Source organism: Streptomyces sp. NPDC098101 (assembly GCF_044760185.1).
Taxonomy (GTDB): domain Bacteria; phylum Actinomycetota; class Actinomycetes; order Streptomycetales; family Streptomycetaceae; genus Streptomyces.
Genome location: NZ_JBIWAS010000001.1, coordinates 1,633,049 through 1,658,674 on the forward strand (window position 1 = coordinate 1,633,049; position 25,626 = coordinate 1,658,674).

At 73.7% G+C, this 25,626-nt stretch carries 26 protein-coding genes; 12 read left to right on the forward strand and 14 right to left on the reverse strand.

The window, feature by feature from the left end; genetic code table 11:
* Positions 1–68 precede the first annotated feature (68 nt).
* Both ACIQVI_RS06850 and ACIQVI_RS06855 read right to left on the reverse strand, forming a co-directional pair.
* Positions 69–941, reverse strand: coding sequence for an NEW3 domain-containing protein (locus tag ACIQVI_RS06850; RefSeq protein ID WP_403592309.1), 873 nt, complete (start codon positions 939–941; stop codon positions 69–71).
* Positions 942–1,137: 196 nt separating this feature from the next.
* The gene (locus tag ACIQVI_RS06855) at positions 1,138–2,571 is read right to left on the reverse strand and encodes a Gfo/Idh/MocA family protein (protein WP_403591954.1); all 1,434 of its coding nucleotides are present in this window, start codon (positions 2,569–2,571) and stop codon (positions 1,138–1,140) included.
* Between the two features lie 253 nt (positions 2,572–2,824).
* Between ACIQVI_RS06855 and ACIQVI_RS06860 the strand changes: the two genes are divergently transcribed.
* Positions 2,825–3,412, forward strand: a complete 588-nt coding sequence (locus tag ACIQVI_RS06860; RefSeq protein WP_403591957.1) for a GNAT family N-acetyltransferase — start codon at positions 2,825–2,827, stop codon at positions 3,410–3,412.
* An 83-nt stretch (positions 3,413–3,495) separates the two neighbouring features.
* Here ACIQVI_RS06860 and ACIQVI_RS06865 read toward each other — a convergent pair whose 3' ends face one another.
* Complete coding sequence (locus ACIQVI_RS06865) at positions 3,496–4,023, reverse strand: NUDIX domain-containing protein (protein WP_403591959.1); 528 nt, start codon at positions 4,021–4,023, stop codon at positions 3,496–3,498.
* Positions 4,024–4,321: 298 nt separating this feature from the next.
* Here ACIQVI_RS06865 and ACIQVI_RS06870 point away from each other — a divergent pair, with 298 nt between their 5' ends.
* The 5 genes from ACIQVI_RS06870 to ACIQVI_RS06890 all read left to right on the forward strand — a co-directional run bounded on the left by ACIQVI_RS06870 (position 4,322) and on the right by ACIQVI_RS06890 (position 9,758).
* Positions 4,322–5,329, forward strand: coding sequence for a hypothetical protein (locus tag ACIQVI_RS06870; RefSeq protein ID WP_403591962.1), 1,008 nt, complete (start codon positions 4,322–4,324; stop codon positions 5,327–5,329).
* A complete protein-coding gene (locus ACIQVI_RS06875; RefSeq protein WP_403591965.1) occupies positions 5,326–5,991 on the forward strand; it encodes a hypothetical protein in 666 nt (221 codons plus the stop codon). The genes ACIQVI_RS06870 and ACIQVI_RS06875 overlap by 4 nt, the downstream gene beginning before the upstream one ends.
* A gap of 406 nt (positions 5,992–6,397) precedes the next feature.
* A complete protein-coding gene (locus ACIQVI_RS06880) occupies positions 6,398–6,697 on the forward strand; it encodes a hypothetical protein (protein WP_351972057.1) in 300 nt (99 codons plus the stop codon).
* 2 nt (positions 6,698–6,699) lie between these two features.
* Positions 6,700–7,092 (forward strand): fic family toxin-antitoxin system, toxin component, encoded by a 393-nt coding sequence (locus ACIQVI_RS06885; RefSeq protein ID WP_403592312.1) that lies wholly within the window; start codon positions 6,700–6,702, stop codon positions 7,090–7,092.
* A gap of 164 nt (positions 7,093–7,256) precedes the next feature.
* Positions 7,257–9,758, forward strand: coding sequence for a polysaccharide lyase 8 family protein (locus ACIQVI_RS06890; protein ID WP_403591968.1), 2,502 nt, complete (start codon positions 7,257–7,259; stop codon positions 9,756–9,758).
* 32 nt (positions 9,759–9,790) lie between these two features.
* Here the strand turns inward: ACIQVI_RS06890 and ACIQVI_RS06895 are convergent, their stop codons facing one another.
* A complete protein-coding gene (locus ACIQVI_RS06895) occupies positions 9,791–10,258 on the reverse strand; it encodes a VOC family protein (RefSeq protein ID WP_403591971.1) in 468 nt (155 codons plus the stop codon).
* A gap of 94 nt (positions 10,259–10,352) precedes the next feature.
* On the opposite strand from ACIQVI_RS06895, the gene ACIQVI_RS06900 reads away from it, so the two are divergent.
* Together ACIQVI_RS06900 and ACIQVI_RS06905 are read left to right on the forward strand one after the other, a co-directional pair.
* A complete protein-coding gene (locus ACIQVI_RS06900) occupies positions 10,353–10,958 on the forward strand; it encodes a TetR/AcrR family transcriptional regulator (protein WP_403591974.1) in 606 nt (201 codons plus the stop codon).
* A 175-nt stretch (positions 10,959–11,133) separates the two neighbouring features.
* Positions 11,134–11,505 (forward strand): hypothetical protein, encoded by a 372-nt coding sequence (locus ACIQVI_RS06905; RefSeq protein ID WP_403591977.1) that lies wholly within the window; start codon positions 11,134–11,136, stop codon positions 11,503–11,505.
* 140 nt (positions 11,506–11,645) lie between these two features.
* On the opposite strand, the gene ACIQVI_RS06910 is transcribed toward ACIQVI_RS06905, so the two are convergent.
* Positions 11,646–12,341 (reverse strand): GPP34 family phosphoprotein, encoded by a 696-nt coding sequence (locus tag ACIQVI_RS06910; protein WP_403591980.1) that lies wholly within the window; start codon positions 12,339–12,341, stop codon positions 11,646–11,648.
* A 256-nt stretch (positions 12,342–12,597) separates the two neighbouring features.
* Positions 12,598–13,203: a hypothetical protein gene (locus ACIQVI_RS06915; protein ID WP_351972052.1), complete on the reverse strand. Its 606-nt coding sequence runs from the start codon at positions 13,201–13,203 to the stop codon at positions 12,598–12,600.
* A gap of 387 nt (positions 13,204–13,590) precedes the next feature.
* On the opposite strand from ACIQVI_RS06915, the gene ACIQVI_RS06920 reads away from it, so the two are divergent.
* Positions 13,591–14,115 carry an AAA family ATPase gene (locus ACIQVI_RS06920; RefSeq protein ID WP_403591983.1) on the forward strand — a complete coding sequence of 175 codons (525 nt, stop codon included), beginning with the start codon at positions 13,591–13,593 and terminating at the stop codon, positions 14,113–14,115.
* Here the strand turns inward: ACIQVI_RS06920 and ACIQVI_RS06925 are convergent.
* From ACIQVI_RS06925 to ACIQVI_RS06940, 4 genes are all read right to left on the reverse strand, one after another.
* A complete protein-coding gene (locus ACIQVI_RS06925) occupies positions 14,105–15,142 on the reverse strand; it encodes an MASE1 domain-containing protein (protein ID WP_403591986.1) in 1,038 nt (345 codons plus the stop codon). The two genes, ACIQVI_RS06920 and ACIQVI_RS06925, sit on opposite strands and share 11 nt — an antisense overlap.
* A gap of 138 nt (positions 15,143–15,280) precedes the next feature.
* A complete protein-coding gene (locus tag ACIQVI_RS06930) occupies positions 15,281–16,177 on the reverse strand; it encodes a PP2C family protein-serine/threonine phosphatase (protein ID WP_351972049.1) in 897 nt (298 codons plus the stop codon).
* 265 nt (positions 16,178–16,442) lie between these two features.
* Positions 16,443–18,137, reverse strand: coding sequence for an alkaline phosphatase D family protein (locus ACIQVI_RS06935; RefSeq protein ID WP_403591989.1), 1,695 nt, complete (start codon positions 18,135–18,137; stop codon positions 16,443–16,445).
* Positions 18,138–18,308: 171 nt separating this feature from the next.
* The gene (locus ACIQVI_RS06940) at positions 18,309–18,890 is read right to left on the reverse strand and encodes a snapalysin family zinc-dependent metalloprotease (RefSeq protein WP_403591992.1); all 582 of its coding nucleotides are present in this window, start codon (positions 18,888–18,890) and stop codon (positions 18,309–18,311) included.
* Between the two features lie 379 nt (positions 18,891–19,269).
* Here ACIQVI_RS06940 and ACIQVI_RS06945 point away from each other — a divergent pair, with 379 nt between their 5' ends.
* Together ACIQVI_RS06945 and ACIQVI_RS06950 are read left to right on the forward strand one after the other, a co-directional pair.
* On the forward strand, positions 19,270–19,560 hold the full coding sequence (locus tag ACIQVI_RS06945) for a hypothetical protein (protein ID WP_403591995.1): 291 nt from the start codon (positions 19,270–19,272) through the stop codon (positions 19,558–19,560).
* A gap of 152 nt (positions 19,561–19,712) precedes the next feature.
* Positions 19,713–20,630, forward strand: a complete 918-nt coding sequence (locus ACIQVI_RS06950; protein WP_403592315.1) for an NADP-dependent oxidoreductase — start codon at positions 19,713–19,715, stop codon at positions 20,628–20,630.
* Positions 20,631–20,659: 29 nt separating this feature from the next.
* Here ACIQVI_RS06950 and ACIQVI_RS06955 read toward each other — a convergent pair whose 3' ends face one another.
* Genes ACIQVI_RS06955 through ACIQVI_RS06965 form a run of 3 tightly spaced genes read right to left on the reverse strand, consistent with a single transcriptional unit; the run spans position 20,660 to position 24,026 of the window.
* Positions 20,660–22,666 (reverse strand): ATP-binding protein, encoded by a 2,007-nt coding sequence (locus ACIQVI_RS06955; RefSeq protein WP_403591998.1) that lies wholly within the window; start codon positions 22,664–22,666, stop codon positions 20,660–20,662.
* A gap of 60 nt (positions 22,667–22,726) precedes the next feature.
* Positions 22,727–23,602, reverse strand: a complete 876-nt coding sequence (locus tag ACIQVI_RS06960; RefSeq protein WP_403592001.1) for a YihY/virulence factor BrkB family protein — start codon at positions 23,600–23,602, stop codon at positions 22,727–22,729.
* Positions 23,603–23,630: 28 nt separating this feature from the next.
* On the reverse strand, positions 23,631–24,026 hold the full coding sequence (locus tag ACIQVI_RS06965) for a winged helix-turn-helix transcriptional regulator (protein ID WP_403592004.1): 396 nt from the start codon (positions 24,024–24,026) through the stop codon (positions 23,631–23,633).
* Between the two features lie 98 nt (positions 24,027–24,124).
* Between ACIQVI_RS06965 and ACIQVI_RS06970 the strand changes: the two genes are divergently transcribed.
* Positions 24,125–24,523 carry a VOC family protein gene (locus tag ACIQVI_RS06970; protein WP_403592007.1) on the forward strand — a complete coding sequence of 133 codons (399 nt, stop codon included), beginning with the start codon at positions 24,125–24,127 and terminating at the stop codon, positions 24,521–24,523.
* Positions 24,524–24,599: 76 nt separating this feature from the next.
* Here ACIQVI_RS06970 and bla read toward each other — a convergent pair whose 3' ends face one another.
* Entirely contained in the window at positions 24,600–25,541 is a 942-nt protein-coding gene (gene bla, locus ACIQVI_RS06975) for a class A beta-lactamase (RefSeq protein WP_403592010.1), read from the reverse strand.
* Positions 25,542–25,626 lie beyond the last annotated feature (85 nt).

The following is a 25,626-nucleotide window of genomic DNA, read 5'->3' on the forward strand; positions in this document are numbered from 1 at the left end:
CTCGCTCGTCACCCCCGCCGCTCCCGCCCCGGACGCCGGGCACGTCCGGGACGGGAGCGGGATGGGGATCAGGGGGCGATGGCCAGGTCGAAGAGGTGGATGTTGCCGTTCCCCGGCAGCACCACGAACTCCACCTGCTTGGTGGGGTCGAGGGGGATCGAGTGGGCGAACACGCGGTACGCGATACCGGCGTTCCCGTACCCGTCGGGCCGGTTGCGTCCGTCGCTCGACGCCACCAGGGTCGCGCCGTGGGCGTTCGCCGGGTCGAACGACCAGTTCGGGAACCCGAACGAGCCGGTGCCGCTCGTCCCGTCCGTGTAGTAGACGGTCGCGGTGCCCGACGCCCCGCTCGTGACGCCGGAGCCGAGGAAGACGAGCCTGCCGCCCTTGCCGCTCAGGGCGATGGCCTGCCCCGCGGCGGAGACGTTGTTCCTGGTGCCGCTCGGCACGTTCGGCCAGCGCAGCTCCGCGCCCAGGGCGTTGACGGTCCCGCCGGGACGCAGCCCGGCGTCGGCGAGCTTCTGCGCGGAGAAGCTGTTGCCCCCGCCGTCGTAGTCGCCGGGCTTCGTGTCGCTCTCGTCGGTCACCCCCACGTTGTTGTACGCGGCGGCCAGGTTCGCCAGGGGAGTGCCGCTGTGCTGCGTCCTGGTCCCGGTGGCGGACCCGGCTCCGTCGCCGCCCCGGTAGGTCGCGGTCGCGGTGAACGTGCGGACGGTGAAGCCGGGACGCCGCTCCGGCACCTGGATCCGGAAGGTGGCCTCGGCGGAGACGCCCTTGGCGAGGGAACCGCCCACCTGGAGGACCGAGGGCTGGACGGCCCAGCCGACCGGCCCCCCGAAGGACACCTTCAGCGAGCGCATCCGCTCCGGTCCCGCGTTGGTGACGGTCACCCTCACCGTCGAGACGGCCGGGCCGTCCAGGTCGACGGGGGAGATCGTCACCGCTGTGGCGGCTGCCGCGGTCGCGGCTGGGTTCGCGGTCGCAGCCGCCGGCGCCGTCGGGGCCGCGGTCGCGGTCGATATCGGGAGGAGCGCGAGGGCGCCCGCCACGAGGACGGTCCCGAGCGATCCGATCAGTCCTGCTGGTCTCACGTACTGCTCCTTCACGACGGGGGCAGGGGCGGGGACGGAGGCGGTGTCAGACGACAGGGGGCATCTCGGTGGCGCGCGAGTCGAGGCCCGTGCGGAGGTTGACCCAGGCGCCCCGGGTGAAGTCGGGGATCTGCACGGGACGCCCCTTCGCCGCCAGGGACATGACACTCAGGGGGACGGGGGCGCACCAGGCCGCCGAGTCGTAGACGTCGATGTCGGGCACGAGGCCCGCCCGCATGAGCTGGACCGTCCGCCACTGCAAGACGTAGTCCATGCCGCCGTGACCGCCGTTGTTCTCCGCGTCGTCACCGATCTTCTTCCACAGCCAGTGGTCGAACTCCTTGCGGTAGGAGTCGAAGGACCGCCAGGAGTGTCCGCTGTGGTCCGGCTCGACGTAGACGCGGCCGCCCCCGGCCGACAGCACGCCCGCGTAGTCCTCGAAGATGCCCCGGCTGCCGGCGAGGGAGTTGATCCGGCTGTAGGGCCGGGGGGAACTCACGTCGTGCTCGGCGCGGATGATCCGGCCCTTGGCCGTCTCGATCAGACAGGTGACCAGATCGCCGTTGACGTACGTCTCGTTCCACGAGGGGTGGTTCCTGGGCACGAACCGCGCCCGGTAGTCGGCCAGCCCCTTCGGCTCGGTCGCCGTGGCGCGCAGTGTGGTCATCCGGTCGCCCCGGTTGATGTCCATGGCGGCGGCGATCGGCGCGAGACCGTGCATGGCGTAGAAGGAGGCGGTGCTCCGGGTGTGCCACAGCCGACGCCACGCGTCGGTGTAGTACGTGTCGGAGAAAAGCAGTTCGCGCAGGTCGTGCAGGTAGCCGCCGTGCCCGTTGGTGACATCGCCGAAGAGGCCTTCGTGCGCCATCTTGAGCATGGCCAGCTCGTTGCGGCCGTAGCTGCAGTTCTCCGAGAGCATCAGGTGCCTGCGGGTGCGCTCGGAGGTGTCGACGAGGTCCCACAGCTCGTCGAGCTCCGTGGCGATGGGCAGCTCGACCACGACGTGCTTCCCGGCGAGGAGCGCGGCCTTGCCCTGCGCGTAGTGGAACTCCCAGGGCGTGGCGATGTAGACGAGGTCGATGTCCTCACGCCGCAGCATCTGCGCGTACGCGTCGGCCGAGCCGCCGTACTCGGCGGGGCGGGGTTTGCCGGCGGCGGCGAGGCCGTCCGCGACCCGCTTGGCGCGGTCGGCGCGCACGTCGCAGACGGCGGTGACCGTACAGCCGGGGACCACGGACCAGCCCGTGGTCATGCCGGAACCCCGGTTGCCCAGTCCGATCACACCGACGCGCACCGTCCGGTGGACCTCGTAGGGCACCTCGATCATCGACTTCTGGCCCGGCTTCCGGCGCGGCGCGGACGCCGCCGTCACCGCCGCGGCCGCGTCGGGGGCGGATCCCACCCCGGTCGCCAGCGCCCCGGTGGTGGCCAGAGCGCCTCCCAGGAGCAGGCGGCGTGAGACTGCGGGGAGTTTTGGCATGGGTTCATCGCTCCTCAAGACATACGGCAGCGGACGCGTGACGACTCTGACGGGGCGATCAGGTGCGTGTCAATAGGTGTTCAATGAGGGCGGGTTGTAAGCAGGATCGAGCAGAGATCGGGGAGTTTCGCGCATATGGACACACGGCGAGCGCATTGACGGTCCTTCAGGTCCCCGTGCTGTCGGTGGTCTCGGAGGCCGGGCCCGGCCTGCCGCCGACGGCTGTGGCCGAGGGCTGTGGCAGGATGCCGCGATGATCTTCGGTTCACCCATACCGGCAGTCGTTCCCGCGGGCCGGATGGCCGAGGCGGAGCAACCGGTGCTCGACCTCCCGAACGGCCTGGAGCTGCGCCCCTGGCGGCTCTCCGACGCCGACGCCCTGATGACCGCCGCCCGGGACCCCGACATCCGCCGGTGGAACCGCCTGTCGGTGGAGACGCCCGAGGACGCGCGCCGGAGGATCGCGCGGATGCACGAGCGCCGACGGGCCGAACTGAGCACGATCTGGGCCGTCGCACGACCGGGTCGGGAGGCGGTGGGACTGGCCGGATGGGGTGACGTCGACCTCGCCGGCGGCAGCGCCGAAATCGTCTACTGGCTCCTCCCCGCCGCGCGCGGCGCCGGTGTGGCGGTCGAGGCCGTGAAGCGCCTCGGCGCGTGGGCCCTGGACGATCTCGGCCTGCACCGCCTGCGCCTCTGCCACTCGGTGGCCAACCCGGCGTCCTGCCGCGTGGCGGACAGGGCCGGATACTCCCTCGAAGGCACCATGCGCGGCGCGCTGCTGCACGAGGACGGCTGGCACGACCAGCACCTGCACGCCCTCGTCCGGGGCGACATCTGATCCTGTACGGCGTCACGCCGCTGCCGGGAGCGGGCGACGGCTCCGGCGGATGCCCGCACCGGCTCGTCGGGAGGACCGGCCTGTCAGGAGGGTCTGCGGGTTCCGCCGGTCCCGGCGGTCGCCCGCGCGGGGACGACGCGGAGCCGGTCCGCGGCCGGTTCGTGGCCGATCGGGTCGCCCGGCTCCTGGAAGTGCAGCGCGACCCCGGCACCGGTCCGGTACGCGTCCAGTCCGGCGCGGCAGTAGGCGACCATCGGCTCCGGCGGGGCGTCCAGCGAGAACCACCCCATGCCGTCGCACACCTCGGGCTCCATCACGCCGGGCGTCCCGGACCAACGGCGGACCTCGAAGAAGAACCCGACCCGCGCGTCGCCGGACGGCGAACGGTGGTGCACGGTGACCGCGACGCGCACGTCCTCCGGCTCCACGACCAGGCCCGTCTCCTCCCGCGTCTCGCGGACGAGCGCGGTGACGACGTCCTCGCCGCCCCCGTCGACGTGTCCGGAGGGGAAGTGCCAGTGCCCCGTGGCGTAGACGGCCCCGGCCCGCCTGGACAGCAGTACCTCGAGCCCCTTCTCCCCGTCGCGTACGGCGATCAGGTGCACGTCCACCGGCACGGTGTGCCGCCCGCCGCTCAACGGGCATGGAGAGGCGCCGCCGCGTCGAGTCGCGTGAGCATGTCGTAGGCCTCCGGGGGAAGTCGGGGTGTCGTCAGGCTCAACGAGGACGCCCGACTTCTCGAACACATGTCTTTCGGACGTGATGCGGAACCCGCGAGAGGGCGAAAGCCTGTTCGTGCCGGGTGCGCTGCGACCGAGATTCCTCCTTGGCGGATCTTGCTTCCGTAACCCTGGGTCGTCGAGACGTATTGCTCTCGATGGCTCTTGAGCTGGGCGTTACCCTCGGCGGATGATTCCTGAGCCGCCACCGAAGGTCATCACGCGTCTCCGCGACGGGCGGATCCACGCCTACGTCGTGGGCCCCGACGTCTACGGGACGCTGGAGCCCGCAGTGGTTTTCCAGCCGAGGGACGGCGAGGAGGTCGTGGCGTCGGTGGTCCGGCGGGATCTGGAGCGGGTCGTGTACACGACGCTGAACGGAGTCGTCTGCCTCACGCGGGCCGGCGACCTCGTGTGGGCCTCGGACTTCGAACCGCACTCCGACGTACGTCATGGCCACCGGCCCGGCTGTGCACTGTCTCTGGATGGCCGGACGGTGTGGGTCTACCGGCCGGACGCGATGGCGGGACGCGGGGACGGGGACCAGTGGGTCGTGCACGACGCCGACACGGGTGCGGTGGTCGCCCGCCGGGAACTGGAGACGGTCGGGCACGGCGCCTTCCACCACGTCCATCCCACGGACGGCAGCATCTACCTCGACATCGGTGAGGGTCAGGACGGCTCCGTCATCCTCCGGGGTACGGGCGGAGCGGACAGCGAGCCGGAGTTCGTGACGTACCCGTGGCAGGACCGCTGCCTGATCGACCTGGCTCCGTCCGGGCACCAGTTCATGACCGTGGACCACGAGCAGGCGGACGTCGCCTTTCACCGCCACCCCGACGGGGACGTGCTCTTCACCCTCCCCGTCGAAGCCTTCGGATACGACCCGGAGGAGTCCTTCGTGGAATGGAGCGGCGGCTACCTGACCGAGGACACGGCCGTCGTCACCCTGGGCGGTGAGACTCAGGACGAGGAGGAGTGGTTCCGCCACCACCTGGTCGACGTACGCACGGGCACCCTCAGCGGCGAGTTCACCGTCGAGGTGGACAACCCCTACGAGCTGGTGCCCCTGGGAGACGGTTCCTGGCTCACCGGCGGCCCCGATGGCGCCCCCGTCCGCTGGTCCGGCGCTCCGCAGCCGTCGGCACCGCCGCACCCGGCCGTACCGGCCTCTCCGTCCGAGAGGCGGCGATCGTGACGGCGGACTCCCGAGTGCCGCTGATTCCTCGGGCGCCCGAAGGCTTGAGCCGGCGAGCTCGTCACTTCGTCGAGGGACACGGGCTGCGCGTTCCACACCGCGACCTCGAGCTTTTCCGGGAGGCGTGGCTCAAGCAAGGGATTCCGGATGCCGAGATCGACCGGGCCGTCGCCTTCCAGGAGCGCTGGGGCGGTCTCGCCCTGCCCCCGGCCCCCGCATACGAGGGCGGCCCGCGTGTTCTGGAAGCCGATGCCCCCGAGGGCTCGGCCATAAGCGGATGGCGGTTCCCGGTCGGCGACTGTCGTGTCTCCATGGCCCACGGGTTCATGATCGGGCCAGGAGGTGAGTTCGGGATCGACGCCGACCACTGGACGCCGCTGCACGCCGGCACGGAGGGATGGGTGGAAGCGCTGGCACTGGCCCACCACGCGGGCTACTGGGCCAAGACCATCACGAAGATCAAAGGCAGCGCCGTCGAGGACCTGAACCTCGACGGATTCGAGCCGGTACCCGAAGTCCAGGGAATCGCCGACACCTGGTGGCGGGGAAAGGACTCGCTCATCGCCGTCTACCGCGGCGAAGCCTCGGGCTTCAGCGCTCCCCGCTGCCTGAGGGCCCATATCTACGGCGGGCTCGACGCATGGGGCCTGGCCGGCAACTGACTCCCGAAGGCCGAGCCCCTTGGTCCCGCCGCTGAACGTTCGGGTGGCCGCGGGCGTCTCCTGTCTCTGCGCGGCCCTCGAGGAACACGCCAGACAGATGGTCGCCACCATCGGCCACGCACCGTGCCCAAGCCGGATCCCGGCCCGTCGGCCGTCGCTCTCAAGATCCGCCGACCGGCTCCCTCCACCTGCCGGTGGCCTCCACCGAAGAGAGCGTCACCCGCCGACTACGACCCTCGGTCACGTGCACCGATCCGTGCGGAGTCCGGCCGGTGACCCGAGAGGGCCATGGCCGAAACGCCGACACCCGGGAGTCGGACCCGCTCGCCGGCGGTCGCGTGGCGCAGGGCTGTACAGATGTACCGCCCCCTCGCACACCTGCTACCACCCTGCTACCTTGCTGTGCATGAGCAGCACCAGGAAGCAGACCCAGCTCCGCCTGACCCCCGACATGCTTGCCGCAGGCAAAGACGCGGCCGCCGCCCGCGGCCTGGACTTCAACCGGTACATCGAGCGTCTCATCGCCGAGGACACCAGCGGCGCCCGGGCGGCCGGAATGGCCGCCGCCCAGAAGCTGATCGACGCCCACGGCGGCTTCCTCGACGACCTGGAAGCAGGCCTGGAAGCCGATCTGGAGGCCGCCCTCGCAGCCGGCCCCGCCTCCCCGCGCACCCCCGCCCGGCGTGACCGGGGCGCCGCTGCGTGAGCATGGCCCTGCACATCGACCTGTCCTGGATCCTCGAAGTCACCGAACGCGCCGGCCGTGCCGACCCCGCCCCCGACGACCTCGGCGTCCCCCTCGCCGCCGTCGCCCGCCACCGGGCCGAGCTCTTCGACCAGCCTGTCTACGACGGTCCCTACGCCCGCGCCGCCGCGCTCGTCCACACCCTCGGCCGCTGCCGCTGGCTGGAGCGCTCCAACCTCACCGTCGCCTGCGCCGTCGCCGTCATGTACCTCAACGCCGGCGGCATCCCGGCGGACCCCACCCGCGCACAGCTCACCGCGCTCGCGCACGAGCTCTACGACCCCCGCACCACCACCGCCCGCATCGCCGAACTCCTCCGCACCTGGAGCACCGGCGACCGTGCGCAGGAGGAGTGACGGGGCGTCAGGCGAGAAAGCCCCGGCCCCCACCCTGCCCCCTCCGGAACGGAACTCCCCTCTCCCGCAGGGGTAGTAATCGCTTTCTATCTCGGTCATGCTGTCGGCCACCAAGCCGCCGCCGGGCGTCCTTCCCCACGCCCACCCGAGAGGTCTGCCTCGCCATGCCCTCATCGCCTCCGCCGTCTTCGTCGCCCTCCTCGTCCTCGCCGTCTCCGTGGCCCCCGTCCTCCTCCCCGGCCGCCGGGACCGCCTCCCCGTTCTCCCGTCGAGGTCTGCTGCGCGCCGCCCTCGGCACCGCCGCCCTCGCCCTCCCGTTTGCCGTGCCGTCCCCCGCGCACGCCGCCGACGCCTACGACGCCCTCCGGCTGACCTGGCGCGACCTGATCCTCGGCACCGGTTTCGACGCGGGTGCCGAGCCCTTCGCCGCCAAGCTGGCCGCGCTCGGCGCCACCGCCCGCGACCTGCGCGCCGCCATGGTCCCGGCGAACGGCTCGCTCTGGCCGGACCTCCCCTACGCGGACCCCGACCCGGACACGGACCCCGAGTCGTACACGTACTCCGGCAACCTCCAGAACAGCTACACGCGGCTGCGCACCCTCGCCGAGGCGTACGCCCAGCCCGGCACCGGCCTCACCGGCGACCCGGGGCTGCGCGACGCGATCCTCGCCGGGCTCGACCACCTCCACGACCAGGCGTACCGCGCGGGCCGGGCCCGGTACGGCAACTGGTACAGCTGGCAGATCGGCGCCCCGCAGGCGCTGCTCGACATCGACGTCCTGCTGTACGACCACCTCGGCGCCGCCCGGATCGCCGCGCACTGCGCCGCCGTCGACCACTTCGTCCCCGACGGCGCGGTCGCGAGCTACACCGGCACCTCCACCGGCGCCAACCGCGTCGACCTCTGCCGGGTCATCGCGCTGCGCGGCGTCCTCGGGAAGTCCCCGGCGAAGCTCGCCCTGGCCCGCGACGCGCTCTCGCCCGTCTTCCCGTACGTCACCTCCGGCGACGGCCTCTACGCCGACGGCAGTTTCGTCCAGCACACCTACGTCCCCTACGCCGGTTCGTACGGAGCCGTCATGCTCGGTGGCCTCTCCCACCTCTTCGCCCTGCTCAAGGGCTCGGCCTGGGAGGTCACCGACAGCGGCCGGCAAGTGGTGCTCGACTCGGTCGAAAAGGCGTACGCGCCCTTCCTCTTCAACGGCCTCGCCATGGACGCGGTCTCCGGCCGGGCGGTCAGCCGGGGCGTGCAGAAGACCGACACCCGGGCCGTCCGGCAGGACGACCACCTGCGCGGCCACGGGATCATCGCCTGCGTCGCCCTGCTCGCCCGGAGCGCCTCGACCGCCGAGAGGACCCGCTGGGAGGGCATGGTCAAGGGCTGGATCGCCCGCGATCACTACAGCCCGCTCCTGACGAGCCCCGCCCTCGGCGTCGCCGCGCTCGCCCGCCTCAAGGGGATCGACGACGGCCCGGCCGCGCCGAGCGCCGAGCCGACCGGGCACCGGCTCTTCCCCGGCATGGACCGGGCCGTGCACCGGCGGCCCGGCTGGGCGGCCTCGCTCTCCATGGCCTCGAAGCGCATCACGTACTACGAGAACGGCAACGGCGAGAACCTGCGCGCCTGGCACAGCGGCTCGGGAATGCTCTACTGGTGGGGCGACACCTTCGCCAACGGGCAGTACAGCGACGACTTCTGGCCCACCGTCGACCCCTACCGGCTGCCCGGCACCACCGCCTCGCGCAAGCCGCTCGCCGACGGCGCGGGCGGTGCCTGGGGCGCCGCGCGGCCCGACGTCCGCTGGGTCGGCGGGGCGACGGACGGCACGTACGCGGCGGTCGGGCAGTACCTGAAGGGGCTGTCCTCCACGCTCCTGGCCAAGAAGTCCTGGTTCTTCCTCGACGACGCGATCGTCTGCCTGGGCGCCGGGATCCACGGCCGCGACGGCACCGGCGTCGAGTCGACCGTGGACAACCGCAACCTCGGCGAGCACGGCGTCCACGCCCTCACCGTCGACGGCGCGGCCCAGCCCACGGCGCCCGGCTGGAGCGCCACGCTCACCGGGGCCCGCTGGGCACACCTCGCGGGACACGCCGGCTACGTCTTCCCCGGCGGCGCGCCCGCCTCCCTGAAGGCCCTGCGCCAGGCGCGCACGGGCAGGTGGTCGGAGATCAACCAGGGCGCCGTGACCGACCCGGTCACGCGCCGGTACCTGACGCTCTGGTTCGACCACGGCACCGATCCGACCTGGGCGACGTACGCGTACGTCCTCATGCCCGGGGCGAGCCGGGAGCGGACAGCGGCCCGCGCGGCCGACCAGGGCTGGGTCACCGTCCTCGCCAACACCAACGACCACCAGGGCGTACGCGTCCCCTCGCTCGGCCTCACCGGCGTCAACCTCTGGGTGGCCGGCACGGTCGGCGCGGTCACGGCCGGTGCCCCCGCCTCGGTCCTGATCCGCGAGTCGGGCACCACGGCCACGCTCTGCGTCTCCGGCCCGCTCCGGGACGGCGCGACGATCGACCTGACGTGGAACCGCCCCGTCTCCGCCGTCCTCTCCCGGGACCCGGCGGTCCAGGTCCTGGGCACGGGCGCCGCGCTCCGGCTCCGCGTCACCCCGGGCACCCTCGCGGCCGTCCACAAGGCGGTCGTACGACTGAGCTGAGGAACGCGCGACCGGCGGCCCCGCGCCGGACCTCAGGCGCCGGTGTACAGGGCGGCGTACTCCTCGCCGGGCGGGACGACGGTGATGACGTCGATCAGCACCCCGTCGGGGGCGGCGACGACGAAGTGCCGCTGCCCGAACTCCTCGGTGCGCAGGGACAGGACTTCGGGCAGCCCGGCCCCGGCCACGAGCCGCCGGTGCTCGGCGTCCACGTCGCCCACCTCGAAGTTCAGCAGCAGGCCGCCCCGGAGCGCGGCCCGGTGGCCCTCGGGGACGGTCGGGTGGGCGTGGTCGAGGAGGGTGAGCTCGTACTGCGGGGCGTCGGGGCGGCGCAGGCTGACGTACCAGTCCGCCTCGAAGGTCACCTCGAACCCGAAGTGCCGGGTGTAGAAGTCGCGGGAGGCCGCCACGTCCCCGGTGGCGAGCACCGGGTAGAAGCCGCTGAGCGCGGTCGCGGGCGTGGTGGTGCCGAGTCCGTTCGTCATGGCAGGGGTCGTCATGTCAAGGGTCCTCCGTTTCCCTTTCGCATACCTGGGGTATGCGAATCGTGGCGTTAGCATACTCGGGGTACGCGAAAACGGAAGGGTGAGGGAGATGGCGGTCAACCGGGCGGAGCAGCGGGCGGCCACGCGGCGGGCGCTGCTGGCCGAGGGGAGGCGGCGGTTCGCCGCCGACGGCTACCACCACGTGGTGCTGGCCGAGGTGGCCCGGGCCGCCGGGGTCACCAAGGGGGCCGCCTACCACCACTTCGACAGCAAGGCCGGACTCTTCCGGGCCGTCGTCTCCGAGGTCCAGCGCGAACTGGGCGAGCGGGTCGCGGCCGAGGCCGGACGGCACACGGACCTCTGGGAACAACTCCGGGCCGGCTGCGGCGCCTTCCTGGACGCGGGCACCGATTCGGCGGTACGGCGGATCCTGCTGGTCGACGCGCCGACCGTACTGGGCTGGGACGAGTGGCGCACCCTGGACGAGGAGTCCTCGGCCCGGCACCTCACCGAGGCCCTGGAAGCGCTCGTCGCGGCCGGGACCATCGCCGACCAGCCGGTGGAGCCCCTGGCCCGGCTGCTCTCGGGGGCGATGAACGAGACCGCGCTCTGGATCGCGCGGGGCGGGGACCCCGTGGCCGCGCGACAGGCGCTCGACCGGCTCCTGGCCGGGCTGCGGGTCCCGGACCGGCCTTCCCCGGACGGACGCCCGTGACCTCGATGGACGGACACCCACGACCTCGACGCCCACGACCTCGACGCCCGTGCCCCTGATGCCCACGACCTTCGACGTCCCCGGACGACGACGGGTCGACGGCCCGTGACACCATCGCCCCTGCGGGCACGGAGCACTTGCGCCACCGAGCCGCGACACCGGGGGGGAGACGGACATGGGGCACGGCGGGGCAGGGGAAGCGCACGGGGAGCGTACGCGGGCCGAGCGGCTGACCGAAGGGCTGATCGTGGCCGTGGCGTCGGCCCTCTCGTTCGGCCTGCTGGCCGCCCTGGCGGCGGTCTTCGGCACGACCGCCTGGCACACGGTCACCGACGCCGGGACCACCGCGTTCAGCCGGGTCGTGGTGCCGGTGGTCCTCCTCGGCCTCGTGGTGCTGCCGCTCGCCCCGGCCCGCGCGGTGTTCCGCTCGGGCCGGCGCAAGGGACGGGAACGGCTGACGGCGGCGGTTCCGGCGGCACTGACCCTGCTCGGCGGGTGCGTCGTCCCCTTCACGGCCCTGTGCCTGCTCCTCGCGTACGCGGACTGAACAGGACCCCCCCCGGGGACCCGGGACCGCCCGGCCGGTGCGCACGAGCCTGCTCCTCGCATACGCGGACTGACCGGCGGGCCGGGGCGCGGTGGCCCGCCGGCCCCGTCCCCGCCCCCGGCCTTGGCGGCGGACCCGGCCTACACCCCGCGCCAGAGGTTGGCGAAGGCCGAGCTCTCGATGGTCCGCCTCTGGCGTACGGCCTCCAGCTCCATCACCGCGTCGTGGACGGCGGCCACCACGGTCGTCACGGCCTCGTCGCCGAGACCGGGGTCCTCGCCTGACGCGAACTCCCGCCCGGCAGCGGTCTCTTCGTCGGGACCGTGCTCCCGGTCGAGCCCGAGCTCCTCGTCGGGACCCGGCTCCTCGTCGAAGCGTTCGCCGTCGAGGCCCACGGCCGAGGCGAGGGCGGCCAGGACGGGCTCTCCCTCCTCCCGGCGGTCGGCCGCCCGGCGGCGGGCGGGCGTCTCGACCGGTTCCACGCGTTCCGGACCGAAGGACAAGCGGCCGCTCCGCTTCCGCGTCAGCTCCCCGTCCTCCTCCAGCGCGCTCTGGTACGCGGCCGACAGGTCCCGGCCCCGGCGCCACAGCCAGTCCTCGATCCGCTCGTAGGGCGGCTGCCGGGTGAGCCGCGCCGCGGCCTCGTCCAGGAGCCGGTCGTCGGGCGCCTGCGGCCCGCCCGGCACGATGCGGTCGCCGTCCACGGTAACGGCCCCCGCACCGATGAGGTCGATCAGCTCGGCCCCCGCGAGCGCGAGCGACAGGTCGCCCTGCCCCACGGCACGCTCCGGCCCCGGCTCCATGGCGATGATGAACAGGTCTTTCGCCGTGGTCATGAACGGCTCCCCTCGGAGACGACGACAAGGCGCGTCCCCGCGCACCGGGCTCGTGACCTGCCCGGCGACGGGGCGCCCACCACGATCAGTATCGCTTCCGCACGGCCGGCCGAAGCCCTGTTACCGGACGAAGTTCCCGCCAGAAGGTCGGCGTCGCCCTTCGGGCCGTCCTCCGGGAGGAACGCGTCGCGCTACGGAGGGGCCGCGTCGCTCTCCGTACGGGAACCCTCTCCCCCTGAGGTCTCCCTCCGGCTCCTCAAGGCCGGAGCCCGACGTGCTTGAGCGCGACCGCGCTGAGGTCGGCGATGGCCTGCGGATCCCCCTGGCGCCAGGCGTCGGCCCAGCCGCCGGGCGGAACCGGCAGCCCGGTGAGCGCGCCCGGGGGACCGGTGAGGGCGCGCAGGGCGAGCAGGTCGTCGCCCCCGGGCGCCTCCGCGAGGCGCCGCAGGGTGTTGCTGCGCCGGATCCAGAGCAGGCGCGGCGGGAGCCACAGCAGCAGGACGAAGAGCACCGGGAGGACGATGAGGGCCGCCGTGACCACGTCGGCGACCTGGCCGACGGCCTCCTGGAACGACACGCCCGCGTCGGCGAAGCCGGAGCTCGCGTCGGCCGCGGACCGGAGCGGCTTCTCCAGCACGTCACCGATGAACGGCACGCCCGACGCGGCCTCTCCCGCCTGCCCGAGCTCCTTGGCGAGGCCGTCGCCGGAACTCTCCACCTTGCGCCCCGGTTCGGCCAGCATCATGATCGTGTCGCGGACGGCGAGGGCCGCCCACACCGCGACGGCGATCAGGGCCAGGGCGATCAGGTCCACGAGCACCTGGCGGTTCCGGCGTGCTGGTGTCTGGGCGTAGAAGCGCAACGGAGGGCTCCCGTTCGAGTCATGGCGTCGAGGAGGTCCGGCCGCCCCGACCGCGACCCGGCCGACCGGTCGTCGGAGTCAACTCTTCCACCGCTCCTCCCGGGCAAACGTACGAAACGCCCCACCGCCTGCCCGTGCGGGTGCTCGCGCGGGGGGCCTTCCCCGACGTGGTGGCGCACAGGCCCCCTCCGCGCCCGCGACGGGAACTGGACGCGCCCCCGATACGACGGGACGACGAACTCCGGCGCGGAACCCTTCCCGGTCCCTTCGCCCACCGGAGGCCGCATCACGGGGAAGGCTGGTGGCACCGGCGTCTCTCCGACGGGACCAGCCACCTCTGACGCTCCCTCACCCCTGATCCGCCGGACAGGCGCTAGCGTCGATCGCATGATCGTATGGCTCAACGGCACCCACGGTGCGGGCAAGACGACGACCGCCGCGCTCGTGCGGCGGCTGATCCCGGATTCACGCGTGTTCGACGCCGAGAAGGTCGGCGAGACGCTCATGGACATCACACCGGGGCTGCCCGAGACGGACAACTTCCAGCACTGGCCGCCGTGGCGGCCGCTCGTGGTCGAGACCGCCCGGCGCGTCCTCGACTACACCGGCGGCACCCTGGTGATCCCCATGACCGTCCTGGTCGAGGAGTACTGGCGCGAGATCCGCTCCGGCCTCGCCCGGCACGCCGTTCCGGTGCGGCACTTCGTCCTCCACGCCGACCCGGACACCCTCCGCGGGCGCATCGCGAACGACACCGTCCTCGGCCCCGACTCCCCGTTCCGCCTCCGGCACCTGGAGCCCTACGCCGAGGAGGCCCGCACGTGGCTGCACGCCGAGGCCGAGGTCGTCGACACCACCCACCTCACGCCCGACCGGGTCGCCCTGCGGATCGCGGAGGCCGTCAAGGGCTGAGCGGCTTCGACGGGGCCGCCCGGCTCCCGGTCGGGTCGGGCGGGTGCCCGGCGGCGGCGGACGGATTCGGCGAGGGCTCGCCCGCCGCGAGGTGCTCCAGGACCTCCGCCAGTTCCTCGCAGGCGCGGCGCACCGACCGGCGGGTCGCGCGCTGCTCGGTGATGACGGAGGAGAGCAGCAGGGCGGTCAGGGCGGCGCAGCCGTTGAACGCCTGGAGCTTCAGCATGATCTCGACGTCCGACAGGTGGAGGAACGCGCCCCGCCCGGAGGTCGCCTCGAAGGTGGTGAGCACGGACGCGAAGAGCGCGCACAGCACGCTCCCGGCGAGCTGGAAGCGGAGCGCCGTCCAGATCAGCAGCGGGAAGACGAGGAAGAGCAGGCTCATCGGGCTGACCACGGCCAGCGGCACGAGGACCAGGGCCGCGAGACCCAGGCAGACCGCCTCCACCCAGCGCCGCATCCGGAACCGCCCGACCGCGCCCGCGAACGCGAGCAGGAGCGGAGTGACGAGCAGGACGCCCATCGTGTCGCCCGCCCACCAGGCCAGCCAGACGGGCCAGAACTCGCTCTTCTCCAGGGAACCGGTCGCCACGTGCAGCCCGACCCCCGCCGTCGAGCTGATCAGCATGGCGCCGAACCCGCCGAGGAAGACCAGACAGATCCCGTCCCGCAGCCGTGCCATGTCGAGCCGGAAGTCGACCCGCCGCAGCAGCAGGAAGGCGCACAGCGGCGCGGCGGTGTTGCTCACGACGGTGACGACCGTGGTGAGCCCCGGGGTGGTGAGGGAGGCGATGACGAGGAAGCAGCCGAGGGCGATGCCGGGCCAGACCCGCACGCCGAGCAGCAGCAGGGCGGCGACGGCGACGCCGGTGGGCGGCCAGATGGGCGTGACGACCACGCCCTCGACGACGAGGCGGCCCAGCAGGCCGAGCCGTCCGGCCGCGTAGTAGCAGGCGGCCACGGCCAGCGAGGCCAGGACCGCTTCCGTGGGGGGCCGGAACTGCCGAGTAACCAACACGTCAGCCATCAGACACCGGCCGGGCCGCCCCGGCCGGGCAAGGACCCCCTGCGTGTCGGGCGCCGCCGGGCGGAACGGGCCCGGCCCGGCGCGGGCCCGTTCCGATCCGCTCCCGTCCGGCCCGCTCCCGGCCCCCGGCACGGGGCGTCACCCGTTCGGGGGTGGGCCGACCGGGGGAGCGGGCCCTCCGTTCAGCCGCTTCCCCCGCCTCCTGCCCGGCCACGCCGTACCGCCGTCGTGCCCGACGACCAGGACGGCGGCGTCGTCCTCGTGCCCCACCGTGCTCGCCAGCTTCATGACGGCGGTGGCGAGCGCATCGACGTCGAGACCGGCGACGGCGGTGATCCCGGCGAGCCGCATCACCTGGTCCAGGCCGTCGTCGAGGGGGAGCGAGGGCCCCTCCACCACCCCGTCGGTCAGCAGGACGAAGACGCCGCCGGTGGTGAGCCGGTGGCGCGTGACGGGGTACTCGACCCCGCGGAGCACGCCGAGCGGGGGCCCGCCCTCGCCGTCGTCGATGCCGGAGCGGCCGTCGGCGGTGGCCCAGATGTGGGGGATGTGACCGGCCCGCGCGCACTCCAGGGTGCCCGCGGCGGGGTCGAGCCGCAGGAACGTGCAGGTGGCGAAGAGGTCGGCGCCCAGCGAGACCAGCAGGTCGTTGGTGCGGGCGAGCAGCTCCCCGGGGTCCCCGGTGACGGAGGCCAGCGCGCGCAGGCCCACCCTGACCTGCCCCATGAAGGCGGCGGCCTCGATGTTGTGCCCCTGCACGTCGCCGATGGACATGCCGATGTGGCCGTCGGGCAGGGTGAAGGCGTCGTACCAGTCGCCACCGACGTTGAGCCCGTGGTTGGCGGGCATGTAGCCGACGGCCAGCCGGACGCCCGGAGGGCTGGGCAGGTCCGGGGGCAGCATCCCGCGCTGCAGGGCCACGGCGAGCTCGACGCGGGAGCGCTGCGTCTCGGCCAGCTCGCGCGCCCGGGCGGTCAGCGACCCGAGTCTCACCAGCAGCTCCTCGCTGCTGTCGGCCGGCCATCTCTGGAACATCGCTCACTCCGGCGTCGCGAGGGTCCCTCGCGTCAGTTCGTCCCGTTTCCCGTGCGTAAGACCATGGAAGACCACCTCGGTGGGGACAGGGCCTTCCCTACTCTGCCCGGAGGAGACGGCCCCCGCATCTCATCGGCCCCCGGCCCCCGCCCCGGCCGGCACCGGGTGGCGGCGACCCCCGTGGTGTGCACCGGCCGGCGGGGGAGCGCCGGGTGCCGCCCGCGACCGCCGTCCGGGACGTCCGGCGGCCTCGGCCGCCGGGGCGTCAGCTCCCCCCGGTCAGGACCCGGTCGAGGACCCCCGTGAGCCGCGCGCCCGCGCGGTCGGTTCCCCGGCGCCCCCGCCTCGCGTCCGACGAGGCCTTCTCCAGCCGCAGCCGGGCCGTACGGCCGCGCAGGGTCAGCGTCATCAGCTGGTTGCCGAACCAGGGTCCGCCGGTGCGCTCCCACCGGACCGCCGGCCTCGCGGTCCGCCCGTGGCGGGCGAGGAGGTGCCCGATCCCCTTGGCGAACCGGCTCCAGCCGAAGCGGAACCCGAGCCGTATGGCCGTGGGCACCGAATTGTGCAGCGGCGAGCAGGTGAACTGGAAGACGCGGGAGTCCGGCTGTCGCCCGGCCGTCCAGACGGGCTCCGCCACGTACGCGTGGTGCACGTCCCCGGAGAGCACGCACACGGTCGCCGGGGCGGCTTCGGCCCTTCCCGCCTCGGCGACCGTCTCCGTCAGCCTCTCGAACGACGAGGTGAACGCCGCCCAGTGCTCCAGGTCGGCCCGGCGGCGCAGCCACTCGCCGAACCGCGCCCAGCGCGGCCCGCGCTCGCCCCGGCAGAGCGCCGCGTGCCAGGCCTCCGCGAAGTGGACCATCGGGGGCAGCAGCCACGGGAGCGAGGTCCCGATCAGCAGGTGGTCGACACCGCCGGGCTCCTCGAACACCTGCGTCCGCAGCCAGGCCGCCTCGCCCGCGTCCAGCATCGCCCGGTGCCGCTCCTCCAGGACCCGCGCGGCCCGGGTGTCGACCATCAGCAACCGGGTGCGGCCGAAGTCCCTGCGGTAGCTCCAGCGCACCGTCGCCGGGTCGGCGTCGGCGCGTTCGGCGAACGCGCGCAGCACCTCCGTGCCGTCGTCGGCCGCCCGCACCGCCGCGTACAGCTCGTCCTCGGCGAGCTCGGCGGGGGAGAGGTTCCCGAGGTGCTGGTAGACCCAGTACGACATCAGGCCGCCGGTGATCCGCTCGTGCCACCAGGGCGTCGCCCGCATGTCGGCCACCCAGGCGGCACTGGTGTTCCAATCGTCGACGATGTCGTGGTCGTCGAAGATCATGCAGGTCGGCAGGGTCGAGAGCAGCCAGCGCAGCTCGGGGTCGCCCCAGGATTCGTCGTAGAGGTGGGTGTACTCCTCGTAGTCGGCGACCTGGTCCGGCGGGGCGGCCGAGCCCGTACCGGCGGCCCGCCGGTGCCGGGCGATCCAGTCGCGCGTACCGGCGGACGTCTCGTCCGCGTACACCTGGTCGCCCAGGAGAAGGAGGACGTCCGGGCGCTCGGCCTCCGGATCGGCGGCGAGCCGGGCCGCGAGGGTGTCGAGGACGTCGGGGCCCACCGGATCGTGCTCGTCCACGGCGGGCGCCGCCCACCGGCACGAGCCGAAGGCCACCACCGCGCCGGTCGCCGGGACCGGCGGCGTGCGGATGGTGCTGGGCGGCAGCGGCGAGTCCGGGAGGGGCCACACCCGCTCGCCGTCGAGCAGCACCTCGTACGGGGTGGTGGAACCGGGCGCGAGGCCGGTCACGACCACCAGCGCGTAGTGGTGCCCGGCGACGCGGAACGTCGGGACCGAGCCTCCGGCGCCGTCCGGACACCGGACCTCCACCGTGCACGGCCGGTCGGTCTCGACCCACACCGTCGCACTCGTGCCCGACTCCCAGTCCACGTGCCGCAGGAGCGGTCCCAACCTCAGACCGGCCATCGCAAAGTCCCTCCCGGCGCTCCGTACTGTACGGAGCGGCCGTTCCGTACAGTACGGAACGACGCCGGAAACCGCGCCGTTCACGAGCGGGCGCCCGGCCCGGTCCTGTTCGGCGTCCCGCGACCTCCGTGGAGCGGCCCGGGGGGCCCGGGCCGCTCCACGGAGCCGTACTCAGGGGGCGTCGACGAGGATCCGGCCGTCGGCGGGCACGAGCGCGGCGACCCCGGAGGCGTAGGCGGACTGGACGCGGGACCGCTCGGTCGCGTTCGGGACGGCGTTGGTGCAGGCCGTACCGGCGCTCGACCCCGACATCAGCTGCGAGCACGGGCCGGGCTTGGTGTCCGGCAGGCCGAGGCTGTGGCCCAGCTCGTGAGCGGCGATCCGGGTCTTGTCGTAGCCCTGGCTCACGGCCTGGCTGCCGAGTTCGACGCGGACCTGACGGCCCGGACGGACGGGGCCGAGCGTGGCCTGCGGCCAGCCCGTGGTGGCGACGATCACGATCTCGGCCCGGGTGCCGGGCGCCGCCTCCACCAGCTTGACGTTGCTCACGTTCGCGTTCCAGGAGGCGACCCCGGCCGCGATCGCCGCCTCCCAGCCTCCGGCGCGGCTGTCGTCGTAGCGGAGGGTCACCACCGCCGCCTCCGCGGCGGAGGATTCGAAGGCGGGGGCGGGTGCGGCGGTCGCCGCGCCCGCCATGGCGAGGACGAGCGCGGCGGCGGAGGTACCCGCCTTGAGCCATGTGCCGAGGGGCATTGCTGCTCCTTCATCCGTGGGGGGATCCCGCCTCGGTGGAGGCGGGAGCGTGAAGGGGGCACGGGCGTCCGGTGGGGCCGGGCGCAACCGTCGAGCACCCCTCCGAGCCTTGCGATGGTACGTCCCGGAGACCGTGAATGGCCATGTACCTGTCATGATCGTTCACGTCAACGCCCTTCATTCCCAGGGTGGTCGGGCGTCCCTCGCGGGCCGGTCTGCGGCGGCGGACCCGTCCCGGACGGAGCCCCGACCAGGCCGGACACCGGAGCCCGTGTCCCGGACGGCCACGGGCATTGTCCGCCGACCTCCCCCCGTCCAGGCTTGCGTCTCGTCCGAACCCCGACGAACCGAAGGAGCACCCATGCGTTTCCGTACGGCCGTGGCAGGACTGGGAATCGGCGCGGCACTGGCACTGGGCGGCGTGGCGGCACCCGCGCAGGCCACCACCCGCGACGGGGCCCCCTTCGCCCCGGCGGCCTCGTGCACCAAGGGCAAGAACCTCACCAACGGGTGGGGGAAGTGCACCACCCCCGGGACCTACAAGTGGCGCGTCCTCGTCGACTGCACGCTCGCCGGTTCCGGGAAGAGCAGCGTCGTGACCGGCGCGACCCGGGTCAACGCGTACTGCGGCTGGGGCAACGTGGAGAGCGTGTCCATCGAGTTCCTCTGAGCGCAGCGGTGAGGAAGGCCCGCACCGCGCCCGGTGCCCCGCTCCGCGCGGGGCGCCGGGCGCGCCTCCCGGCGCCTCCCGGCCGGACCGTGCTCAGATGGGCGGACGCAGCCGACAGCACGGGAAGGTGCGCAGGGATGTCCGAGGCCACCATGAGGGCGATGGCGTACGAAACCTACGGTGGGACGGAGGTGCTCCGCGAGACCCGGCTGCCGCTGCCGAAGGTCGCCCCCGGCGAGGTCCTCGTCAGGGTCCGGTGCGCCTCGGTCAACCCGGTCGACTGGAAGATCATGGCCGGCGGGCTCGACGGCCTGATGGACGTCGTCCACCCGGTGGTCCCGGGATGGGACGTCAGCGGCACCGTCGAACGGGTCGGCATCGACGTGCCCGAGTTCGCGGCCGGCGACGAGGTGATGGCCTACGCCCGCAAGGACTACGTGCACGGCGGCACCTTCGCGGAGTACGTCAGCGTGCCCGTCCGCGCCCTCGCGGCCAAGCCCGCCTCGTTGAACTGGGCGCAGGCCGCCGGGCTGCCGCTGGCGGGCCTGACCGCGTACCAGCTCCTCACGCGGCTGGGCACGGGCGCCGACGACACCGTCCTCGTGCACGGCGCGGCCGGCGGCGTCGGGTCCTTCGGCGTCCAGCTCGCCCGCGCGCTCGGCGCGAGGGTCATCGGCACCGCCTCCCCGCGCAACCACGACCGGTTGCGCGGATTCGGCTGCGAGCCCGTCGAGTACGGCGACGGGCTGGCCGACCGCGTCCGCGCCCTGGCCCCGGACGGGGTCACCGTCGTCGCCGACTTCGTCGGCGGGGTCCTCGACACCACCCTGGCCGTCCTGGCCGAGGGCGGACGGCACGCCTCCATCGCCGACGACGCCGTGCTCGGCGCGGGCGGCCAGTGGATCTGGGTCCGGCCGAGCGGCGAGGACCTCACGGCCCTGGGGCGGCTCGCGGACGGAGACCGGCTCACGGTCGACGTCGCCGCGACGTTCCCGCTCTCCGAACTCGGAGCGGCCTTCGACCTCAGCCGGGAAGGCCACACCCCCGGAAAGATCGTCGTCGAGGTCTGAAGCGCCTCCGCCGAGCCCGTGCGGGCTCCTCACTCCGTCAGGATCGTCTCCAGCGCGGCGAACGGGTCCGTCAGCGTCGCCAGACGGTACGCGGTGTCGTACGCGCCGTCGCCGATCTGCCGCCGGGCCGAAAGCTCCGCGCCCCGCCGCAGCGGCCGCAACTCGGGGGTGCCGCGCTGGGGATGCCCGACCATCTGCCAGAACACCTGGCCCGTCCCGTACGCCGAGGCCGCCTCCTCGCCCCTGGTCAGCGCCGCCAGGGCGACCGCGAGGAGATCCAGGCCCAGGCCCAGGCCGAACACGTCGCCCAACAGGCGCTTGTCCCGCAGCATGGCCCGAGCGTGACCGGCGGCGTCGGCCGGGCGCCCCTCCCGCAGCGCTATCAGCGCGAGCTGGTACTCGGTGTAGGACCGCGTCCAGTGCTCGCCCGCCGACGCCGAGTCGAGCCGCAGCTCCTCCGCCTCGGTACGGGCCTCCCGGAGGAGACCGGACGCCGTCAGCGCGAAGACCCGCACCAGTCGGCACCGCGCCACCGAGGACGCCGCCGCGCCCGGTTCGGCCAGCGCACGGTCCGCGACGGCCAGCGCGTCCGGGGAATCGCCGCGCAGCAGCATCACCAGGCCGCGCAGATAGGAGGCGTCGGCGAGGAGCGTCGCGTCCCGCGCCCGCACCGCGCACTCGTCGGCGCGGCCCGCCAGCCGCGCCGCGGCGCCGTACTCGCCCCGCAGACAGCGGACCACCCCGAGCACCCACGCCAGCTTGCCCACGACGGCCTCGGGACCGGAGACCAGCCGCGCGCACTCCTCCACGTAGTGCGCCGCCTCGTGCAGCCGGCCGGAGCACGCCCAGAAGAAGCCGAGCGCCCCCGCCAGCTCCGCCGCCGTCGGGGGATCCGTGGCCAGCAGGTGCTCCAGCGCCGCGCACAGGTCGCCGTAGCAGTCGGCCAGCCGCGCGCAGGCGCCCGCCTGGCCGGGGCCCCACCAGGAGTCCTCGGCGGCGAGCGCCAGTTCGTGGAAGCGCCGCGCGTGCCGGTCGGCCGTCGTACGGGTCTCGCCGAGCTCCGCGAGCCACAGCGCCCCGTACTCGCGCACCGAGTCGAAGAGGTGCAGGCGGTCGCCGGACAGGGTCACGACGCTCTTGCGGACGAGCCCCTCCAGGGCCTGCTCCAGGGCGGCTCCGGTGAGCGGCCCGCCGCGGCAGACCCGTACCACGTCGTCCACCGTGGGGGCCGAGCGGAACACCGACAGACGGGCCCACAGCAGCCGTTCGCGCGGTTCGCACAGCTCGTGGCTCCACCCGATGGTGGTGCGCAGCGCGTGGTGACGCGACGGGCGCACCGGGCTTCCGGGGCCCTCGGCGAGGGAGAGCCTGCCGCGTAACAGCCGCGCCATCGCGGACAGCGGCCTCTCCCGTAACTGCGCGGCGGCGAGGACGAGCGCCAGGGGCACGCCCTCCAGCCAGCGGCACACCTCGGCGGCGGCGACGAAGTCCTCGGGCCGCGTCCAGCGGACGCCGGCGGCGCCCGCCCGGTCGGCGAACAGCTCCATCGCGTCGGAGTCGACCGGCAGGGGACCGAGGGGGAACAGGAACTCGCCCTCCGTGCCCAGCGGTTCACGGCTGGTCGCCAGCACGACGAGCCGCGGGCAGCGGGCCAGGAGGGTCGTCACGAGGGCCGCGCACGCCGCCACGAGGTGCTCGCAGGAGTCCAGGACCAGCAGGACGCGGCGCGTGCCGATCCAGTCGGCCAGTGTGTCGACGGGCTCGCCGGACGAGTGGTCCGACAGCCCGCAGGCGTCGGCCACCAGGGAGGTGAGCAGGGAGGCGTTGGCCAGGGACCAGAGCGGCACCCAGTGGACGCCGGTGAAGGCGTCGGGCCCACAGCCGCCGGCGACGCGCGAGGCGAGCCGGGACTTTCCGATCCCGCCCGTGCCCACCAGCGTGACGAGCCGTCGCTCGCCCAACCGGGAGGCCAGTTCCTCGACTTCCCTGGCCCGTCCGACGAACGGACCGCTCTCCGGCGGCATCCAAGTCTCCATTCCCCGCATTCTCCGGCAGGGCGGGGGTCCGGATGCACCCGTTCGGCGGAGTCCTCCCCCTCACCCCTCCGTCCGCGCGCGCACCGCGTTGAACTGCGCGCCGGCGAGCAGGGCCAGGTTGGTGAACCACAGCCACACGAGGAAGACGACGATCCCCGCCAGCGAACCGTAGAGACGGCTGTAGGTCCCGAACTGCGTGTAGAGGGTGAAGACGGCCGAGGCGCCGAGCCACAGGACCGCGGCCAGGACGCCGCCCGAGAACCCCCGGCGCCTTCCCCTGCCCCGGGCGGGCCCGGTCCGGTAGAGGATGAGGACGAGGCCCGTGACGATCGCCAGGAGCACCGGCCAGCGCAGGACGGCCACGACGTCCGTGCCCGGGTGGCCGACGGCCGCCGCGAGCCGGCGGGCCAGCGGGCCGGTCGCGACGAGGCTGGCGGCGCCCGCCACGAGCAGGGCCAGGAGCGCGGTGGCGGTGAGGACGAGGACGTGCGCCGCGCGCAGGGGCGGCCGCGTGTCGGGCAGCCGGTACATCGCGTGCAGGGCGCGGCGGAAGACCGCCAGGTAGCTGGAGGCCGACCACAGCGCGCTCAGGACGCCGCTGATGAGCAGGGCCCACAGGGAGGACGGCGTCGAGGTGAGCCCCTCCAGCGCCTCGCGGAGGACCTGGGCCGACTGCGGAGGGGCGTAGGAGGTGAGGTCGAGGATCAGGCTCTCGCGGGTGCCGACCCCGGCCAGCCCCACCAGGGAGACCGAGACGAGCAGCGCGGGCACCAGGGCCAGCACCGCGTAGTAGGTGAGGGCCGCCGCGTAGTCGGCGACGTTGTCGTGCCAGAGGCGCACGGCGGTGCCGCGCAGGGCCGATCGGATCAGCCTCAGCGACTCGGCGGCACGGTTGCCCGGAGGCTTCCGGGGCGTTGAAAGGGTGTTCGCTACCACGGTGTCCTCTTGCCCCGCGTCGCCGTTCTCACCCGGGGTTCCGTGCCCCGGACCGCGCGAAACGCCGCCGTGCGGCCTCGATCTCGGCCAGGTGGCGGCGGGTCCAGCCGCACATGGCGTTGACCGTGTCGCGCAGTTCCCCGCCCGCCGTCGTGAGCCGGTAGTCCACGCGGGGCGGGACCGTCGCGTGCACGGTCCTGTGCACCACCCCGTCCCGCTCCAGCCCGCGCAGGGTCTGCGTGAGCATCTTGTGGCTGATGCCCTCCACCTCGGCCTTCAGCTCGGTGAACCGCAGCGTCCGGGCCCCCAGGACGTTGATGATCAGCAGGGCCCATTTGTTGGCCACCCCCGGGAAGATCTCGCGCGCCAGGGAATCGGCGCGTGCCGCGTCCGCGTCCTCGGGCCCGGCCTGCTCGGTTTCCATCAGGTGCCTCTCTCACTGGAAAGTGCGTTCTCCCACGTCAGAACATACTCACCTACCGTTGCCGAGTGACCGGAAGAGATCCGGGAGGGAGCGGAACCATGACCATCCTGAAGACCTACGCGCGCCTGTGGGTCGACGACCTCGACCGCGCTCTGCCGCTCCTGGAGCGGCTCACGGGCGAGCGGCCCCACCTGCGGCTGACGTTCCACGCGGTCTCCCTCGGAGCCGTCGGCGACTTCCTGGTCATCGCGGGACCGGCCGAGGAACGCGCGAAGTACGCCTCCGCATCCGCCACCGTCGTCGTCCACGACCTCGACGCCCTCCAGGAAACCCTGGAGGGCGCCGGCGCCGTCGTCACCACCCCCGCGACCGACGGTCCGACCGGCCGGTTCCTCTACGCCCGCCACGCGGACGGAGCGGGCATCGAGTACGTCGAATGGAACGCGGAACTGCTCGACAGGCTGCGCGCCCCCGCGACGGAACCCCCGGCGGAATGACCTCCGGGGCGTCGCGGGCGCCCACGGAGCCGTACCCGCCCCCGCCCGCCCGCGGTGCGGCGCCCGAGGCGCGTGCTCAGCGCAGCGCCCCGGCGACCACGGAGGCGGCCCGGGCGATCAGCCGGTTGTCGGGCTCCGCCTCCCGGTCCGAGCGGGTCGACAGGATCGCCATCACGATCGGCGCCCCGTCCGGGGGCCAGACCACCGCCATGTCGTTGCGTCCCCCGTACGTGGTCGCCGTCCCCGTCTTGTCCCCGACCACCCACGTGTCGGGCACCCCGGCGCGGATGGTCTCGTCCCCCGTCAGATTGGTCTTCAGCCACGTGGTGAGCCGCTCCCGCTCGGGGGCCCGCAGCACGTCACCGAGGACGAAGGCGCGCAGGTCACCGGCGAGCGCCCGGGGCGAACTGGTGTCCCGGACCTCGCCCGGCCTCCAGTCCCCGAGCTCCGGCTCGATCCGGTCCATCCGCGTCACGCCGTCGCCGAGCGACCGCAGCACGGCCTGGAGCCCCTTCGGACCGCCCAGTTCCTCGAAGAGCAGGTTGCCCGCCGTGTTGTCGCTGTGCCGGACGGCGGCGTCGGCGAGGGCGTCCAGCGTCATCCCCGTGTCGACGTGCTTCTCGGTGACCGGCGACGGCTCGACCAGCTCCTCCTTCGTGTACCGCACGACGCGCTCCATGCCGCTCAGCCTCTCCTCGCGCAGCACGGCACCGGCGGCCAGGGCCTTGAAGGTGGACGCGTAGGGGAACCGTTCGCGGTCCCGGTAGGCGATCTCGCGGCCGGTGCCGGTGTCGATCGCGTAGACACCGAGCCGGGCGTCGAACGCGCTCTCCAGGGCACGGAATTCACGTCGGTGGGACGCGCCGGCCGCGTCGGCGCCGGAGGACGCGGCGGGGGAGGACGCGGCGGGGGAGGGCGGGGAGGCCTGCGCCTCCTGCCCGGCGCAGGCGGTCAGCGGGACGAGGACGAGCGCGGCGGCGAATCCCGCGAGGACGCGCCTGACGCGAGTGGGCTGCATGGTACGGACCTCCGGTGCGCCCCGGGCAGGGGCGCGTAGGGGCCGGTCCCGCACGGCACCGGCCCGGTGCGTGTCATGAGTACCG